Origin of the sequence: Pseudomonas sp. MYb2, from assembly GCF_002979955.1 — a bacterium.
Classification (GTDB): Bacteria; Pseudomonadota; Gammaproteobacteria; order Pseudomonadales; family Pseudomonadaceae; genus Aquipseudomonas.
Window position 1 is genome coordinate 96,544 of sequence record NZ_PCQC01000010.1, and the last position, 17,093, is coordinate 113,636.

A 17,093-nucleotide genomic window follows, 5' to 3' on the forward strand; every position below is an offset into this window, starting at 1 on the left:
GGCACAAGCCAGTCCGCATCGAGCAAGCGTAGACCCGAATCCGGGGAACCGAAAGGAGAGGGTGCGAAGGGGTGCGACAATGCGTCGCAAAGGGGCAGGATGCTGCCGCACCGAGAAAGGTGCGGCAGAGGTGTATGCAATGATTACTTCTTGTTGTCTTCGGTAATCAGTTTTTCTGTATTCAATCCGTGCGACAGGCTGTACACATAAGCGGCGAGCAATTGCACTTTATCGTTACCCAACAGCTCGTTCTGCGCCGGCATATGACCCTGACGACCATGGCGAATGGTTTGCTCGAGTTGAGTCAGGCTGGTGCCATAGATAAACCCGGCCGGGTGCGTCAGATTCGGCGCGCCCATGGCTTCAGTGCCGTGGCCGGTTGCCCCATGACAGGCTACGCAGGTGGTGCTGAACGCCAGCTGTCCGGCTTGCAGGTCGGCCTTGCTGTCGGCGGGCAATGGCAGACCGGCCAGTTCGTGACGCACATACGCAGCCACGTTCTTCACCCCGGCCTCGCCGAGCACTTCGCCCCAGGCCGGCATCGCCGCCATCCGGCCACCCATGATGGTGGTCTTGATGGTGTCGGCGTCGCCGCCCCAGCGCCAGTCGCTGTCGGCGAGGTTAGGGAAACCGAACGCGCCCTTGGCGTCCGAGCCGTGGCACACCGAGCAGTTGGAGGCGAACAGACGGCCACCCATTTTCAGCGCCTGCGGGTCCTTCGCCACTTCTTCCACCGGCATGGCGGCGAACTTGGCGAAGATCGGCCCGAATTTGGCGTCGGCCTTGTTCATTTCCTTTTCCCACTCGTGCACACCGGTCCAGCCATCCTCGTAACCCGGCAGGATGCCTTTCCAGTTGCCCAGGCCCGGATAGAGGATCAGATAGCCCACGGAAAACACCAGCGTGCCGGCGAACAGCATGAACCACCACTGCGGCAGCGGGTTGTCGTACTCCTCGATGCCGTCGAAGCTGTGGCCCATGGTCTGGTCGACGCTGCCTTTGGTTTCGCCCCGGCGGGTGCCGATCAGCAGCCACGTCAGGCCGATCAGGCTGCCGATGGTCAGTACGCAGATCCACGTACTCCAGAAGGTGGTCATGGCCGGGTACTCCTTGTCTCATTGGCTTGGGTTGTTTCGGCTTGCGGCTCGTCGGCGAACGGCAGCAGACGTGCTTCGGCGAATTCCGGGGTGCGCTTGCGGTTGAACACCCACAAGGTCAGGCCGACGAAGGCGACGAACACCACGACCGTGCCGAGACCGCGAATCAGGCCTGCACTCATCTCAATGATCATCGTGCTCACCTCTTGCTCTTGATCGCAGTGCCGAGCACTTGCAGGTAGGAGACGAGGGCGTCCATCTCGGTCTTGCCCTTGAGGCTGGCCACCGCGCCGCTGATGTCGTCGTCGGTGTACGGCACGCCGAGGGTGCGCATGACTTTGAGCTTGGTTTCGGTGTGGCTGCTGTCGACCGCTTGCGTGACCAGCCACGGGTAGGCCGGCATTTTCGATTCCGGTACGACGTTGCGCGGGTTGTACAAGTGCGCGCGGTGCCAGTCATCCGAGTAGCGCGCGCCGACCCGTGCCAGATCCGGCCCGGTACGTTTCGAACCCCAGAGAAACGGGTGATCCCACACGCTTTCACCGGCTACCGAGTAGTGCCCGTAGCGCTCGGTTTCGGCGCGGAAAGGGCGGATCATCTGCGAGTGGCAACCGACGCAGCCTTCGCGGATATAGATGTCGCGGCCTTCCAGTTGCAGCGCGGTGTAGGGCTTCATGCCCTCGACCGGTTTGTTGGTGACGTCCTGGAAGAACAGCGGGACGATCTGGGTCAGGCCGCCGATGCTCACGGCAAACACCATGAGCAACATCAACAGGCCGACGTTCTTTTCAATCGTTTCGTGTTTCATGGTCGACTCCTCAGGCCATCTGCGCGGCAGCGACGACGTCAGCAGGCTGCGAGGCCCGCACGGTGCGCCAGGTGTTGTAAGCCATCAGGAACATGCCGCTGAGGAAGATCGCCCCACCAATCAGCCGCACGACGAAGCCTGGGTGGCTGGCCACCAGGGTTTCGACGAAGGAGTAGGTCAGCGTGCCGTCCTCGTTGACTGCGCGCCACATCAGGCCCTGGGCGATGCCGTTGACCCACATCGAGGCGATGTAGAGCACGGTGCCGATGGTCGCGAGCCAGAAGTGCGCGTTGATCAGGCCGACGCTGTGCATCTGCGCTTTGCCGAAGATTTTCGGGATCATGTGGTACAGCGCGCCGATGGAAATCATCGCCACCCAACCGAGCGCGCCGGCGTGGACGTGGCCGATGGTCCAGTCGGTGTAGTGGGAGAGGGCGTTGACGGTCTTGATCGCCATCATCGGCCCTTCGAAGGTCGACATGCCGTAGAACGCCAGCGAGACCACGAGGAAGCGCAGGATCGGGTCGCTGCGCAACTTATGCCAGGCGCCCGAGAGGGTCATCATGCCGTTGATCATGCCGCCCCAGCTCGGCGCCAGCAGGATCAGCGACATCACCATGCCCAGCGACTGCGCCCAGTCCGGCAGCGCGGTGTAGTGCAAGTGGTGCGGGCCGGCCCAGATGTACAGGGTGATCAACGCCCAGAAGTGCACGATCGACAGGCGATACGAATACACCGGACGTTCGGCCTGTTTCGGCACGAAGTAGTACATCATCCCGAGGAAACCGGCGGTGAGGAAAAAACCTACGGCGTTGTGGCCGTACCACCATTGCACCATCGCGTCGGTTGCACCGGCGTACACCGAGTAGGACTTGGTGAAACTCACCGGCAACTCAAGGTTGTTGACGATGTGCAGAATCGCCACGGTGATGATGAACGCGCCGAAGAACCAGTTACCCACATAGATGTGCTTGGTCTTGCGCTGCATGATCGTGCCGAAGAACACGACGGCGTAGGCGACCCAGACGATGGTGATCAGGATGTCGATCGGCCATTCCAGCTCGGCGTATTCCTTGGAGCTGGTGTAACCCAGTGGCAGGCTGATCGCCGCCAATAGAATCACCAGTTGCCAGCCCCAGAAGCAGAACGCGGCGATTTTTGGCGCAAACAATTGGGTCTGGCAGGTGCGTTGCACCGAGTAGAACGAACTGGCGAACAGCGCACAGCCACCGAACGCGAAGATCACCGCGTTGGTGTGCAGCGGGCGCAGACGGCCGAAACTGGTCCAGGGCAAATTGAAGTTGAGTTCGGGCCAGACCAATTGGGCCGCGAGAAAAACCCCGAGCCCCATGCCGACGATGCCCCACACCACCGTCATAATGGCGAATTGGCGGACCACCTTGTAGTTGTAGGCGGTACTGATAGAAGTGTTCATGGTTCCCCATCCACGGTTCAGCCGAAGTGAGCGCGCGCAAGACACGCGGCGAATCCTTCGTCTGGAGTTATAGGCAGACTAAAAGCGAGGCAAGCATGGACAAACAGCACAAGGCCAGTATTGACGGGGATCAATGGGCGCAGTGTGTGCGGGATCGTGGGTGGCTTTGGGATGCTGCCAGTGGTGAGGCTTCAGCGACGTTGATCCTTGCTCATGGTGCTGGTGCGCCGATGGATAGCGAGTGGATGACGGATATGGCTGGGCGTCTTGCCGGGCTTGGGGTGAACGTGTTGCGGTTTGAATTTGCGTATATGGCGCAGCGGCGGGTGGATGGGGTGAAGCGGCCGCCGAATCCTGCTGCCAAACTGCAGGAATGCTGGCGTGAGGTGTATGGCGAAGTGCGGCGTCATGTCGCTGGGGTTTTGGCCATTGGCGGGAAGTCCATGGGTGGGCGGATGGCCAGTTTGCTTGCTGATGAGTTGGGGGCTGATGCGTTGGTTTGTCTGGGGTATCCGTTTTATGCGGTTGGGAAGCCGGAGAAGCCTCGGGTTGAGCATTTGGCTTCTTTGCAGACTCGGACGTTGATTGTGCAGGGGGAGCGGGATGCGCTGGGCAATAGGGACGCTGTCGAGGCTTACGATCTATCGCCGGGTATTGAGGTGTTCTGGTTGGCTTCTGGGGATCATGATTTGAAGCCGCTCAAGGTTTCCGGGTTTACGCATGAGCAGCATTTGGCTTCGGCCGCGGAGAAGGTTGCCGGGTTTCTTCAGTGTTGACTGAGCCGAGCTGAAATTTTGAAACTCATGAAGATCGGCTCCCTTTCCCCCTCGCCCCCTTGGGGGAGAGGGCTGGGGTGAGGGGGATCGATCTTGAACACGACACACTTTTCGATCTGTGTGCATATCCGTTGCTGCGGTTAAGCCCACCTAGGGTTTCGCCCTTACGGCGACTCACTTTTTTGACAAACGCCTCAAAAAAGTAAGCAAAAAAACGCTTGCTCCTACGTTCGGCCCACTCGCTAAGGCTCGGGGTTCCTTCGCTCCGGGATTCATCCGGGGGGCATCGCCTACGGTTTGCTTCGCTGCACCTCCTCTCGATGTGTTTGGCTTCGCCAAACGGTCGCTGCGCTCCCACCCCCGGATAAATCCCTCCACTCAGCCTTCCGACGTCGCCCGTGGATCAAGATCAAAAACGGTACTCGAGCTAACGCTCATCGTGTTGAGTGGTTAGGAGTGGAGGCGAGCTGCTTTCGTTTTCAGTGGGAGCCGGCCTGGCAGCCGACCAGTTCTTGCAGACTGCATGCAATCCCTGTGGGAGCTGGCTTGCCAGCGATGGCGGCCTGCGAGCCGACCAGTTCTTGACGGGTGCATCCGATCCAATGTGGGAGCGGGCTTGCTCGCGAAAGCGGTCTGCCAGAGCACAGCAAAGGAACAGTCAAACATCCGGCTTTTTGGCGCATAAACGTAATCCTGCAAGCACGTTTAAAGTACACGAACCGTTACGCCATAAGGGCTACAACACCTTGCGTCGTTGCCTACGCGTACGCCAGAATCCGCCGGCTTACGCGGCTTGGAGAGGGCTATATCGTTTCCCCGTCACTGAAAAACAGTGATCGGGTTTGGTAGCCCGTTTTCTTGACAGCCGTGTGGCGTCCATTCTGCAGTCTCATTTTTTGAGGCTGATTTTATATGGTGGCTATGCGTGGGGCTCCTTCGGGGGCGCCGGGGGTTTCTCTGTCTTGACCGGTCTACCAACCCACGTGTGGCCGCCACCCTTCGTTTGGTAGCGAAAGTGACGGCTCTTCAATTCCTTCAAGATAGAGAGTCCGTATGTTCAAAATTACGCCAAACCCACCAGAAACCGATTCAATCCCCTACGACGCCGCACTCGAAGCCGAAAACATAAAAACGGCCACCGAGCGGGCAATCAATCATTACCTCGATCCCGGGGCGCAGAAGACGTCCAAGCCATCGCGCAAGCCGGGCAGGATCTATCTGGTCAATCCAACGGTGGATGACGAAACGCTGCTGGTCGAAGCGTGCGAAACGCTGTCGTCGGCCAGTGACATGGCCCGGGATATCGGCGACACCGTCGATCCATCGCAGCACAAGGCGATGCAGATACTGCAGCAGGTCATCATGCTGAGTGAGCTGCTGGTCAATCGTGTGCTGGATAACCATCACGTCTCGCGGTAGTTGCCGCCTCGGTGAGGGGCTTGTCCCCTCACTGCCTGGCAGCCGTCTATAAAAATTCTCAAGCGACTCTTTTTCGGAGTTCCAGCTGATGTCCCAGACCGTCATTCCACCGTTAGAAGATCCGGTTTCCCCGTACGAATTTCCCGATTCAAGAAAACTCCACGACGCCGCCGAACGCGCCCTCGACTATTACCTGACCCCGGCAGCCAAGATCATGGCCACGCCTTACACCCCAAACGACATGTTCATGGTCAACCCGCAAACCGATACGGAATCCTTGCTGGCCAACGCCTGCGAATCCCTCGCGTCAGCCACGGTCATGCTCGGTGACTTTGCCGGCCTGCTGGAAGGGACGAACCGCAAGACCCTGTTGGGCATTGCGCAAGTGGTGATGTTGGGCGAACTGGCGGTGAATCAGGCGCTGGATAACCTCGTGCCGAATGGGTAGGCGTCTGCAGTTCTGGCTTCATCGCGAGTGGGCTCACTTCTACATTCGATTTGCGGTGGTCACGAGTTGTGTGTCCAACAGCGATCTCTGTAGGAGTCAGCCTGCTCGCGGATGGGCCTATAAAACTCGACTAATTACAGATCAAAAACAAAAAATGGAAGCTGTCGACCTTCAAGTTTGAGAGAGCTCGAGTTCTGGAAAGACATTTTGCCAACCAGAAATGCCTCCAAATTCTGTCGGTTCATTATCAACATTAGCTCGGTGCGGATGCGGATCGTAGCCAGGCATCTAATGTATCGATTTGTACAAAATGCGTCGGAACCTCATATGGCGGAAACCGCAACCAAAAGTGCATGTCCTTCGATACATAGAGCTCGGTAAGGGAAAACGGCTTCTGCGCAGGAGCTGGCCATCCCAGCAAGTTTCGTAAAACGTCCACGTTCTTAACCAGAAAGTCCCGTCGCTTTGCGATTTTTCCTAATTGACCAAAATCTTCGCCGCGGCCGAAAACTCGGTCTCGCAGTCTACGTGTATCCTTTAGACAAAAAACCGGTTGGTTGTACTTGCATTCTACGGTCAGCCACTGATTGTTCTCTGGTCGGTAAGCTAATACGTCGAAATCACCAACATCTGGAAATTGCTCCTTTGGAAATCGGAACTTGAAATCGATACCTTTGATTGCGTAGGGCATAGCGCGTACACAGACTTCGTACGCACGATCTTCCAAGCCATCCTCCAATTCTTTCTTGAGTTGACCGACTGCAGCGCGTACGGCAGGCCAAGGATAGTCAGCCGGTAAAAAACCGGCCGAGATTGATCCTGCCCATATGCGTTTGGTCCGCGCCACTGCCGCAGCCCCCCATAACAATCGACCGTCAGAAAGTTCGATCAGAGGGCGGACTGTGTGACGACTGCCGCGTTTGGAGTGCTCCCATACTGGAACATCGTCTTCTGTTACATTTTTACCAAGTAGGCGCCAAACTTGTTCGGGTGGGAGTAGGAGAAACTCGATAACCGCCAATGCTGAGTCTAATGACATATCAGGGTAGGCGGTCACCGCTTTTTCGGCCACAGATTGCCTGTCGCTCACGTAGCCACAAGACAATTCGCGCGCGCCACCGACTGACACCCACTGAGTGAGAGTGGAGAGTACCTGCAGCAAATGTGAGTAGCTAAATCGATTATCTTTCGTGAAAGCCGCGTCCAACATTGCAAAATATTCTGAAGTCGACAGTGCCGTCGTAACCTTATCTTCATCTGCAACGTCGACACCCAACCGTAAAGCCGCCATCTCTCGTCCGAACAATTCTTCCTGTTCGCCACGCACCTCTGAATAGAAGACTTCGGGGACGTATTGGTCATTGACTCGCATGCCACCAACGTCGATGCCGTTGTGCAGTACATCACTTGCTCCGTACAGAACATAGAGCCAGTCAATCATGGACAGGATTGAAAGGACATCCTTAGAGCTAACAGGCACGTTTTGAGGGACGGTCAAAACCAACGCGCTCTCTATTAGGTACCGAAAGTTTTTGCTTTCGCGGGAAAACTTTTCTCGGGCCTCGGCCAGCGACTGTTCTCTATCGTAGTCGACCTCGTGACAAAGACTCTGCTTGACTTGCAACTCTTTCCTGTCATCGGAAGCGATCAACGCGTCGTATTGCTCGGTGCAGTATCGCAGCAGGCTTTCGCGATCCAGAGAGCGAATACGCTCGTGCACCGCGTCCCTATAAGCCGCTCGGGCGGGATTGATCAATGCCTTAGCGGCCTCAAGCATGTACTCTCCCGGAGCCACGCCTTGCGCTTTCAGCAGTATGGCCAGATCACGCCGAGCAACTTTGTAGTCCTCGAGCCTAGGCACTTGCGCCTGAGTAAAGTCTGGTACATCTATAGTGCGTTGCATGGTGTTGAGGGTAAAACGGGGAGTTCGGACGGCTGTCTCCGCTAACGCGTCGTACAAGTCGGATGGCATCGGGCTCCCAACAGCTGCAAATAGATGTTCAACGACGGCTACGACACAGATGACCTCGAAACTCGCATCTTTGACAGCCTCCATTTCCTTCACCAACTTCACGAGATTAACCGTAAGTCTGGCTTGGTAGCTGTAAGAGTCTGAGCCGGGTATTTTTTCCCATTCAGTGATGATAGGCATTGTTTCAGCCGGCTGAGTATCTTCATCTCCAGCGAAAACTAGTAAGTGTTTTGCACTGAAACAATGCAGATTGATACGCTGAAACGGAAGTTGCAGGAACGGCGCAATGATAGAAGCTCGCTCAGCAATGCTATCGGCGGCGCAATGCACGAAATGCTCAAGCAAATTACCGTCCTGCGCTTCCAGATCGACGGCTTTGGCATCTAAGACAAAGTGTATGGTGGTTGCTCCAATTACTGACGACCATGCGATTTTGGGAGCATTCTTGGCAGTGACTCGCTTCAGCGAACTGACGCTGTCATTCTTACTTGTAATCCAAGCACTGTCTTCGTCCGGGAACATGAGTGGTGCGTTTTTCCAGAAGGTTTTTAAATTTTCATAGCGCCAAGATGCACCCCAATGGGGATCTAAACTCAGAAAGTTTGGGACCAACGCACCTTCAATGATTTGGGCATGGACATCACGGAATGAACCGAATAGATCCCCCAAGTCGCTGAATAGACTTCCTCCAAATTGGCCCAAACTGTCCACATACTTCCAGAATCGTCCAAGCTCATCCACCGACTCAATAGAGTCAAAAATAGTGCACGTATCCACCAGACTCATCAATCGTGCATTGGCACTTGGGGGCTTGATCATCGAAAGTGCGGTGGAAACAGGGGTATTAACCAGGATGATCTCCACCGCGGCGGGTTCAGGTAAACTGCCTCGCGCATCGCGAAGCTGGAAGCCTTCTTGAGTTCCGACAACCTGAAGGCCCCAATCCATATCCCCTATGATGCGGCGCATCGTTGTGACTGCTTTGCCGACTTGGGTTTGTTGGCTTAACGACACGGGGACTACCAGAAAGTAGTGCGGATCATCGATAAGAACAGCTGCGATAGTCAATGGAGCTATCTCTACTTGTGACCGTAACTTTAGTGGCCCAGCTAGACATGAGTAGCTTTTAATTCGCTTCGTTAGGTAAGCCCCTATTCGTGCAGCGAGCTTGGTTGGAGAATCCTGTGGCGTCTTGGCCCAGGCTTCAATCACGACTGTTATCGCGTTACGTATGGAAAATGCTCGCAAAGATCCATCGATCCGAGCAGCCAGCCATGGCAATACCGCACCTGTCATCACCGCGTCACCGAAATCATTCGCGTCCTCCCAACAGCTGGGCTGTCCCAACTCCACGACATACTGAGCATGAATCTGTTCAATCATCGGCAGTTGAATCAAAGCGGGTGACATAACCTCCCAAAAGGAAACAGGCGCTACCTCAACATATCCGGGAGTCAATTCATCAGTTTGATCGCCACTGTTCAATGGTGCCGCCATTAGGAGTTCGCCCTGTAGCCGGATCGCGCGCTCCAGATCGATCACAGCTTGGGTGCCGTCCCCATGAAATATACGGAACGCTTCGACGTAGTCGGCGATGCGCTGCACCGGGCCACCGTGCAGAATGGAGATGGGCTCCGGTCCGACAAGAACCTTCACCTCTCCCCAGTCCTCCTCAGGCACGTAATCTTCTAGCATGGGGAAATCTGGAAAGGCCTGAATCAATGCGTTGCAGAACTCCGAAAAATCACCATAGGTGACCATGCGGATAGGTGAAAAACTTTCGGCTGGCGTGGACATCAATAGGCTGAACGCAAGCTGGTGCTTAACTTGACTCGCGCGATTCGGCTGCCAAAGATCTGAGATATTGACGGCTGTGAGCACGTCACCCGGATGAAAGCGTGTGAGAACCTCACGCACCTGGCTGCAGGAAAGTTGAAAGGACTGATTAAACATATCCCGACGCTCCTCCACTATCTGCGGCATTTTGATGGACAAATACGGTTTTGTGCTTGGTCCGCTAAACGGCTTCTTGCGCTTCTTTTTACTCAACTGACTTCTCCTTGAATTCCTGTCAGGTCAGACGAAAACATGATGTAGCACGTAGCCCTAGCATCAATCCGGTTTTCTCTGTGTATTTATGGTGAGTAGTGGTTTAGGCCATTTTCGCACCGGAGCCTGTGAATTACTGACCAAGATTCCGTCGCTCATCTACAAAACACTCACTCGTTTGCTTTCAGAAAATTTCGGGCCTTGATGCGAAGTGCCGCCAAATCTGCTTTCATGGCTTTGTCGGCACGGCACATATCATGGGGGGTTGATCTTTGTACTGCCCGTCTAAAAGCGAAGTCGACTGCTTTCGATATCTTTAAATCTTCCATGTTGACCACTGGAGTTACCCCCTTGGGGTGTCCAATAAACATTACAATTTGCGTTTCTCCAACTGCGACCGGCCGAAAACCGAGCCTCTTGTATATTGATACCAATGCGATATCGCAGGACAATCCAATCGCAGGGCAGATTTCTAAAATCACTTGCATCATCTGACTCATGATGCCTTGGCGACGAAACTCATTTTGCACAGCGGTGTAGTAAATGTTGCATTCCTGCACGTCCGTCAAAACCAGTCCGAACAACAAGAAGCCAATAACGCTCCCGCTTTCAGATGTTGCTGTGATTACTTCGATTTTTGGGAAGTTTTGGCTTGTAATGTATATCCGAACTTCCTCTACTAGCATCGCTTTGTAACCATCAAAAAGTGGGTGCTCTTTTGGTGGGCGCATCTTGCTCAATGACTTTACGTTTTTACCCACTAGCTCAAGGATGGAATCGCAAATCATTGGATCAACAGGGGTCGGATGGCGGTTGATTGTAATCATATGAATCCTTGCTCGTAGTCTCGCTATCATCGAGATTAGTATTTTGTCATCATACTGTCCACCTAACCTTTCAGGTTTTTCACAGTCGACTCCGACCGAAATTTTTACCCCTGTTTTTTGAGTTGTGCCTTTTGCTCTTGCTTGGCCTGTAAGGCTGAGCAGGCGAAGTAGGAGTTGTGGATGATTTAAAGAAATTTAATGAATTTAATAATTTGTTGAGTGGGTTTGATGCACGTTTTCCTGTAGTTAATTTTTATGCAGTCTCTTGTTTTTTTTAATAGCCTCTTCAGTGGCGGTTTGAGTGTTTTATGATCAAGTTGATGGAGGTTTTCTAAATTCTATAAATGTTTCGGATAGACTAAAAATTGAAGTGGCATAAACCATCGTGGGAAGTGGCAGTAGGTTGATGATATCTTGAGCCTCATGTGTTTCCGGCGATATTGGAGGCGCAGAGACTGTATGGTTTCTAGAGTTTTTTTAGAGCGCGGTTGGAGATCTATGTGTTAGCAGAAAATACTCAGATCAGTGAATGTCTAAAGTTCGCAACACTGCAGTAGTGCTTACAGCCTGCCAGTGATCACAAACTTATCGGGCGCTTTCTGCCCATCACGCGCCGCTCGCTGCGCATCAAGGAATGTCAGTTCTTCACGAACTTCCTTCTTATTGGTTTTATCGGTTTTTGGGGCAGATGTGTATTCATTCTAGCCGGCTCGCGCGATCGGTTTGGGCCGGCAAACATTAGATCCTGCCGTCAGCGAGAAACAGTCGGCTTATTCTGTTGCCGTTGTAGGCTGTGTCTGCATTTCTTGAGTGAGTTTGTGGAAAGTAGGGAAGGCTGTTTACGGACGCGCTCTGCCAAACAACATCCATTTCAGACAGGCAATAAAAACCCCGGAAGCTTTCGCTGTCCGGGGTTTCTTTATTACCAATCCAATCAGCGGTTAAACCGCTCCACCAACGAGTATTGCGTGTTGGCAGTCTTCGTCAGCTCTTCACTCAACAAAGCCGAGTTATGCGCCTGCTCCGACGTCTGATCCGCCAACTCCGAAATATTGCTGATGTTGCGGCTGATCTCTTCAGCCACCGCACTTTGCTCTTCCGTCGCCGCCGCAATCTGCGTGGTCATGTCGGTGATGTTGGCCACCGCTTCACTGATGCCGACCAACGCCTGATCCGCTTCCAGCACCCGCGCGACACCTTCTTCCGCCTGGCGATGGCCGGCTTCCATGGTTTGCACGGCGCTGGACGCGGTCTGCTGCAACTTGGCGATCAGGGCATGAATCTGCCCGGTCGATTCGCTGGTGCGTTGCGCCAGTTGACGCACTTCGTCAGCTACTACCGCGAAGCCACGGCCCATCTCGCCAGCACGTGCAGCTTCGATGGCGGCGTTGAGTGCGAGCAGGTTGGTCTGGTCGGCGATGCCTTTGATCACATCAACCACGCCGCCGATTTCGTCGCTGTCCTTGGCCAGTTGGGTCACGGTCAGGCCGGTTTCCCCCACGACCACGGACAGACGCTGAATGGCTTCGCGGGTTTCCCCGGCGATGTCACGGCCGCGACCGGTCAGGCGATTGGCTTCCTGAGTGGCGTCAGCAGTGCGCTGGACGTGGCTCGCCACTTCTTGCGTGGTCGCGGCCATCTGGTTGACGGCGGTGGCGACCTGTTCGGTTTCCACGCGCTGACGTTCCAGACCAGTGGAGCTGTTGTGCGCCAAGGCGTCAGACTGCTTGGCCTGATCGGTCAGGTGCTCGGCGGTGTCCTGCAGACGGGTCAGGCAGGTTTTCAGGCGGGCTTCCTGGCTGAGGATCGACATTTCCAGACGCGCCTGGGCGCCACGGCTGTCGGTGTACATCTGCGCGATCAGCGGGTCAGAGGTGGTCTGCTCGGCCAGACGCAGCAGGCGCTTGAGCCCGCGTTGCTGCCATTGCAGGCCCATCAGGCCCAGCGGCACCGACAGACCGGCGGCGAGAGCGAAGCCCCACTGCGAGTTCAGGGTCGCGCCGATCACGAAGCTCAGTTGGCTGACCAGAATGAACGGCAGCCAGTCTTGCAGCACCGGCAGCCATTTGTCGCTGGAAGGGATCGCCGACTTGCCTTGGTTGATGCGTTGGTAGAGCGCTTCGGCACGGCGGATCTGTTCGGCGGTGGGTTTGATCCGCACCGACTCGTAACCGACCACCTGGTTGCCGTCGAACACCGGTGTTACATAGGCGTTAACCCAGTAATGGTCACCGGTCTTGCAGCGATTCTTGACAATGCCCATCCATGGCAAGCCTTGTTTCAGTGTGCCCCACATGTGCGAAAACACCGCCGCCGGCACGTCAGGGTGACGGACCAGGTTGTGCGGCGCACGGATCAGCTCTTCACGCGAAAACCCGCTGATTTCGACGAAAGCGTCGTTGCAGTAGGTGATCACGCCCTTGGCGTCGGTTGTGGAAATCAACCGCTGCTGAGCCGGAAAAGTCCGTTCGCGTTGTGTAATGGGCTGGTTATTACGCATGGTTTTTCAATCCGCAAGGCTTTGAAAGGTTGTCGGCGGTGACAGCTGATTATTGAAATTATTTTTCAATAATCAGCACAGCGTCGCAAAACGGCGCTTGCTTCAGCCGGCGAGCATCGGATAGGTGAACAGGCCGAAATGCAGCAGGTTCAGGCCGAAATGCGTGACGATCGCCGCGCCGAGTCCGCCAAAACGATAGGCCAGACCATAGCCGACCCCCGCCAGCCCTGCCAGCAACACCCAGCTCCAGCCCGCGCCGGCATGCACCAGACCAAACAGCAGCGAGGCCAGCAGCAGGGCGAGGTTGTCGCCGTACGGCAGGTGTTTGAAGCGCTGGCTGAGGCCGCCCTGTATATAGCCGCGAAACAGCGCTTCTTCGACCAAGGTCACCAGCAGCAGATTATTGAGCACCCACAGCCACGCCTGATCCGGCCACTTCGGCGCCCAGGCAATCACACCCAGCAACAGCGCGCCGCCGAGGGCCAGAACCGCGCTCAGCGTCAGGGCGAGGGCGGTGGCGTAGACGCTCAGGCGCAACGAACGGCGCCCGACAATCCACGGGCACACCAGCAGCAGCCAGAAACCAATCAGCGGTTTATCCAGATTCAGGTACATCGAGAACGGCACAGCGTTGTCGGTGAAGCGCTGCGGATCGATAGCCCGACCGTTGGCGAAACCCGGTAACCAGTGCAGCGCCAACGCCACGGCCAACACGATGAACAGCCCATGACCAAGAAAACGCGCGACCGGCACCTGTTGCTGGCGCACGGCAAAACCGGCGAACACCAGCAGCCCCACGGAAATCAAAGCGAGCCAGCCGAGGTGGCCGTAGCTCAGCGCCCATCCATAACCGAGGCTGAGAAGCGCCAGATAGAGCCATGGCAAAGCCTTCATCGAAAGTCCCTGTGCAGAATTTGTGGAAGCGCTTTCTACACGGGTGGGGGCTTGGGGACAAGTGAAGGTGTGGCGGTGATCGGGGACAACCCAAATATCCTTGGTAACCCGATCAACTGTAGGAGTGAGCCTGCTCGCGATAGCGGTGTGTCATTCAACGCAGATGTTTTGGCTGATCCACCGCTATCGCGAGCAGGCTCACTCCTACAGGGTTTTGTATTTGGCTGACGAATCAGTGCAAGTTGAGTTTGGCGGCAGCGCGCTCGGTAATTTCCGTACGCAGCTTCAGCGATGGCGCTGCACGCAAACGCGCCTCATCGACAACCGCACCCGGCGCAGTCTCCGGGCTGCCGGAATTGAACGGCGGTGCCGGGGCATATTCCAGTTGCAACTGGATCAGTTGCGCTGCGTCGGCACCCACCAACTCTTCAGCCAATACCAAGGCAAAATCGATCCCCGCCGTAATCCCGCCACCGGTAAACAGATTGCCGTCACGCACCACCCGATCTTTCACCGCAATCGCACCCAGCGTCGGCAGCAGATCGTGATACGCCCAATGCGTGGTCGCGCGTTTGCCTTGCAGCAGGCCCGCCGCGCCGAGGACCAACGAGCCGGTGCACACTGAGGTCACATATTTCGCCTGAAGGGCCTGGCGTTTGATGAAGTCCAGCGTCTGCGCGTCTTCCATTAACGGCCCGACACCGCCGCCACCGGGAATGCAGATCACATCCAGACACGGGCAATTCTCGAATGTGGTGGTCGGTTTCAGCAGCAGCCCGGTGCTGGCGGTGACCGGCATCAGATCCTTCCAGATCAGATGCACCTGTACGTCCGGCAACGACGCGAGCACGTCGTACGGCCCGGTCAGGTCGAGTTGCTGAACCTGTGGAAACAACAGAAAACCGATCTGCAACGTCATTGTTCTTGCTCCATGAAAAGGGGTGGACGGGTTCACTGTAGGCGCGTAGGTTCTGGCGCATACGCCAATCACCCCACGAATTACGCCAAATGCCCAAAGCCATCCACGTACTCGCGTTTGCCAACATGCAGATCCTCGACGTCACCGGGCCGCTGCAGGTGTTCGCCTCGGCCAACGACCTTGCCCGCCAGCGCGGCTTGCCGATCCCTTATGCACCGAGCGTGATTGCCAGCGGCGGCGGCGCGGTGATGTCGTCGGCAGGCTTGGCGGTGCTGGCCGAGCCTTTACCGCAGGAACCCAGCGACACATTGATCATCGCCGGCGGCTGGGGGATTTATCCTGCCGCTGAAGATGTTCTTTTGGTGGATTGGGTACGCGAGCACGGCGCTAAATGTCGGCGCGTGGCCTCGGTGTGCACAGGTGCTTTTTTGCTGGCCGCCAGTGGCTGGCTCGACGGTCGTCGCGTGGTCACTCACTGGACTCGCTGCGAACAACTGGCGCAGCAACACCCCAATCTGCACGTTGAGGCGAATCCGATTTTCATCAACGACGGCCCGGTGTGGACCTCGGCGGGTGTCACCGCTGGCATCGACTTGGCACTGGCGATGGTTGAAGAGGACCTGGGCAGCGACATCGCTTTGGACGTCGCCCGGCATCTTGTGGTGTTTCTCAAACGTCCGGGCGGGCAGTCACAGTTCAGCGTGACCTTGTCCTTGCAGAATCAGGGCAATCGTTTTGATGAGTTGCACGCGTGGATCGCCGAGAACCTCACCTGCGACCTCGGCGTGCCGACCCTTGCCGAGCAGGCCGGCATGAGTGAACGCAGTTTCGTCCGCCACTACCGCGCCGACACCGGCCAGACCCCGGCGCGGGCGATCGAACTGATCCGCGTCGAAACGGCGCGGCGTTTGCTCAGTGACACTGGTTTACCGGTCAAACGCATCGCCGCTAATTGCGGGTTTGGCAGTGAAGAGACGTTGCGTCGTAGTTTTCTGCGGGCGATTGGCGTAACGCCGCAGGCTTATCGCGAGCGGTTTCGGTCAGTGCTGCAACAGATCCAGTAATGCCTTGAGGGTTTGTTCAGGGGCTTCCTCGGGAATGTTATGGCCGACATCGGGCAACACACGCCGCTCATAGAAGCCGGTGAAATGCTCTGCGTCTTCATCCTCTTGTGGTGCAGGGCCGACACCGTCGTCGGCACCGCACAAAGAAATGGTCGGCACGCTAATGGTCGGTTGCCGAGTCAGCAAATCTTCCATCAACTCAAACGCCGGATCTCCCGCGGCGTACATGAAGCGGTGGCGATAGGAGTGGATCACCACGTCAACGAAATCGGGGTTGTCGAAGACAGGCGCAGTCAGGGGGAAACGCTTGGCGGCGTGCGACCAGGTCGGAGACCAAAGCCTCCAGAGCAGCTCACAAAACTCCCGACGATTGTGCTTCAGGCCCTCAACGCCACGTGGCGTGTGGAAGTAATACTGATACCAGAGCCGATGTTCGGTCTCGGGATCCAGCGGTCGAATCGAGTTGGGGATGTCCTGCAGGTTGTATCCATCACCGGTCACCAAGCCGCGCACTCGTTCCGCAAATAACGCCGCGACGATACATGCCGCGCGACCACCCCAGTCATACCCGCAGAGCGTGGCTTGTTGGATGGAGAGTGCATCCATCAAATTCAGCAAATCCTGGGCGAGTGCGGCTTGCTGGCCTGAGCGCAGTGTTTGTGCATCGTTGAAGCGAGTCTGCCCGTAACCGCGCAGGTACGGAACGACGACTCGGTAACCCTGAGCGGCGAGGAGCGGCGCGATTTCGTCGTAAGCGCGAGGGGAGTACGGGAAGCCGTGAAGGAGGATCACCGGCGCACCGGTTTCCGGGCCATGCGCCTCATAGGCAATGGTCAGGCTAGCGGTTTTGCAAAACAGAATCGCTTTTCCACTCATACCGGGCTC

At 56.3% G+C, this 17,093-nt stretch carries 13 protein-coding genes and 1 pseudogene; 4 read left to right on the forward strand and 10 right to left on the reverse strand.

Annotated features, from left to right (window positions below; all coding sequences use genetic code 11):
- Positions 1-143: 143 nt before the first annotated feature.
- Genes ccoP through ccoN form a run of 4 tightly spaced genes read right to left on the reverse strand, consistent with a single transcriptional unit; the run spans position 144 to position 3,340 of the window.
- The gene (gene ccoP, locus CQ009_RS18080) at positions 144-1,097 is read right to left on the reverse strand and encodes a cytochrome-c oxidase, cbb3-type subunit III (RefSeq protein WP_105707927.1); all 954 of its coding nucleotides are present in this window, start codon (positions 1,095-1,097) and stop codon (positions 144-146) included.
- Entirely contained in the window at positions 1,094-1,291 is a 198-nt protein-coding gene (locus CQ009_RS18085; protein ID WP_077572245.1) for a cbb3-type cytochrome c oxidase subunit 3, read from the reverse strand. The genes ccoP and CQ009_RS18085 overlap by 4 nt, the downstream gene beginning before the upstream one ends.
- 5 nt (positions 1,292-1,296) lie before the next feature.
- On the reverse strand, positions 1,297-1,905 hold the full coding sequence (gene ccoO, locus CQ009_RS18090; protein ID WP_008082031.1) for a cytochrome-c oxidase, cbb3-type subunit II: 609 nt from the start codon (positions 1,903-1,905) through the stop codon (positions 1,297-1,299).
- A 10-nt stretch (positions 1,906-1,915) separates the two neighbouring features.
- Entirely contained in the window at positions 1,916-3,340 is a 1,425-nt protein-coding gene (ccoN, locus tag CQ009_RS18095; RefSeq protein WP_034152830.1) for a cytochrome-c oxidase, cbb3-type subunit I, read from the reverse strand.
- 95 nt (positions 3,341-3,435) lie between these two features.
- On the opposite strand from ccoN, the gene CQ009_RS18100 reads away from it, so the two are divergent.
- The 3 genes from CQ009_RS18100 (at position 3,436) to CQ009_RS18110 (ending at position 5,983) form a co-directional block, all read left to right on the forward strand.
- Entirely contained in the window at positions 3,436-4,116 is a 681-nt protein-coding gene (locus CQ009_RS18100) for an alpha/beta family hydrolase (protein ID WP_105707930.1), read from the forward strand.
- Positions 4,117-5,169: 1,053 nt separating this feature from the next.
- Positions 5,170-5,535, forward strand: a complete 366-nt coding sequence (locus tag CQ009_RS18105; RefSeq protein ID WP_105707932.1) for a DUF6124 family protein — start codon at positions 5,170-5,172, stop codon at positions 5,533-5,535.
- 88 nt (positions 5,536-5,623) lie between these two features.
- The gene (locus CQ009_RS18110) at positions 5,624-5,983 is read left to right on the forward strand and encodes a DUF6124 family protein (protein WP_105707935.1); all 360 of its coding nucleotides are present in this window, start codon (positions 5,624-5,626) and stop codon (positions 5,981-5,983) included.
- A 253-nt stretch (positions 5,984-6,236) separates the two neighbouring features.
- Here the strand turns inward: CQ009_RS18110 and CQ009_RS18115 are convergent, their stop codons facing one another.
- The 5 genes from CQ009_RS18115 to inhA all read right to left on the reverse strand — a co-directional run bounded on the left by CQ009_RS18115 (position 6,237) and on the right by inhA (position 15,144).
- On the reverse strand, positions 6,237-10,004 hold the full coding sequence (locus CQ009_RS18115) for a hypothetical protein (protein ID WP_105707937.1): 3,768 nt from the start codon (positions 10,002-10,004) through the stop codon (positions 6,237-6,239).
- A gap of 170 nt (positions 10,005-10,174) precedes the next feature.
- Positions 10,175-10,831: a GNAT family N-acetyltransferase gene (locus CQ009_RS18120; protein ID WP_105707939.1), complete on the reverse strand. Its 657-nt coding sequence runs from the start codon at positions 10,829-10,831 to the stop codon at positions 10,175-10,177.
- A gap of 934 nt (positions 10,832-11,765) precedes the next feature.
- Positions 11,766-13,331, reverse strand: coding sequence for a PAS domain-containing methyl-accepting chemotaxis protein (locus CQ009_RS18125; RefSeq protein WP_064389791.1), 1,566 nt, complete (start codon positions 13,329-13,331; stop codon positions 11,766-11,768).
- 102 nt (positions 13,332-13,433) lie between these two features.
- Positions 13,434-14,225 carry a CPBP family intramembrane glutamic endopeptidase gene (locus tag CQ009_RS18130; protein ID WP_105707941.1) on the reverse strand — a complete coding sequence of 264 codons (792 nt, stop codon included), beginning with the start codon at positions 14,223-14,225 and terminating at the stop codon, positions 13,434-13,436.
- A 232-nt stretch (positions 14,226-14,457) separates the two neighbouring features.
- The gene (gene inhA, locus CQ009_RS18135; protein ID WP_105707944.1) at positions 14,458-15,144 is read right to left on the reverse strand and encodes an isonitrile hydratase; all 687 of its coding nucleotides are present in this window, start codon (positions 15,142-15,144) and stop codon (positions 14,458-14,460) included.
- Positions 15,145-15,233: 89 nt separating this feature from the next.
- On the opposite strand from inhA, the pseudogene CQ009_RS18140 reads away from it, so the two are divergent.
- Positions 15,234-16,216, forward strand: a pseudogene (locus tag CQ009_RS18140) (GlxA family transcriptional regulator).
- On the opposite strand, the gene CQ009_RS18145 reads toward CQ009_RS18140, so the two are convergent.
- Positions 16,185-17,084, reverse strand: coding sequence for an alpha/beta fold hydrolase (locus tag CQ009_RS18145; RefSeq protein ID WP_105707946.1), 900 nt, complete (start codon positions 17,082-17,084; stop codon positions 16,185-16,187). The pseudogene CQ009_RS18140 and the gene CQ009_RS18145 sit on opposite strands and share 32 nt — an antisense overlap.
- Positions 17,085-17,093 lie beyond the last annotated feature (9 nt).

What these genes read in the sequence shown, in the direction of transcription:
- ccoN (WP_034152830.1), bottom strand. Translation starts at nt 3,340, where the DNA reads ATGAACACTTCTATCAGTACCGCCTACAACTACAAGGTGGTCCGCCAA.
- CQ009_RS18125 (WP_064389791.1), bottom strand. Translation starts at nt 13,331, where the DNA reads ATGCGTAATAACCAGCCCATTACACAACGCGAACGGACTTTTCCGGCT.
- ccoO (WP_008082031.1), bottom strand. Translation starts at nt 1,905, where the DNA reads ATGAAACACGAAACGATTGAAAAGAACGTCGGCCTGTTGATGTTGCTC.
- CQ009_RS18110 (WP_105707935.1), top strand. Translation starts at nt 5,624, where the DNA reads ATGTCCCAGACCGTCATTCCACCGTTAGAAGATCCGGTTTCCCCGTAC.
- CQ009_RS18120 (WP_105707939.1), bottom strand. Translation starts at nt 10,831, where the DNA reads ATGATTACAATCAACCGCCATCCGACCCCTGTTGATCCAATGATTTGC.
- CQ009_RS18085 (WP_077572245.1), bottom strand. Translation starts at nt 1,291, where the DNA reads ATGATCATTGAGATGAGTGCAGGCCTGATTCGCGGTCTCGGCACGGTC.
- CQ009_RS18145 (WP_105707946.1), bottom strand. Translation starts at nt 17,084, where the DNA reads ATGAGTGGAAAAGCGATTCTGTTTTGCAAAACCGCTAGCCTGACCATT.
- CQ009_RS18100 (WP_105707930.1), top strand. Translation starts at nt 3,436, where the DNA reads ATGGACAAACAGCACAAGGCCAGTATTGACGGGGATCAATGGGCGCAG.
- ccoP (WP_105707927.1), bottom strand. Translation starts at nt 1,097, where the DNA reads ATGACCACCTTCTGGAGTACGTGGATCTGCGTACTGACCATCGGCAGC.
- inhA (WP_105707944.1), bottom strand. Translation starts at nt 15,144, where the DNA reads ATGACGTTGCAGATCGGTTTTCTGTTGTTTCCACAGGTTCAGCAACTC.
- CQ009_RS18130 (WP_105707941.1), bottom strand. Translation starts at nt 14,225, where the DNA reads ATGAAGGCTTTGCCATGGCTCTATCTGGCGCTTCTCAGCCTCGGTTAT.
- CQ009_RS18105 (WP_105707932.1), top strand. Translation starts at nt 5,170, where the DNA reads ATGTTCAAAATTACGCCAAACCCACCAGAAACCGATTCAATCCCCTAC.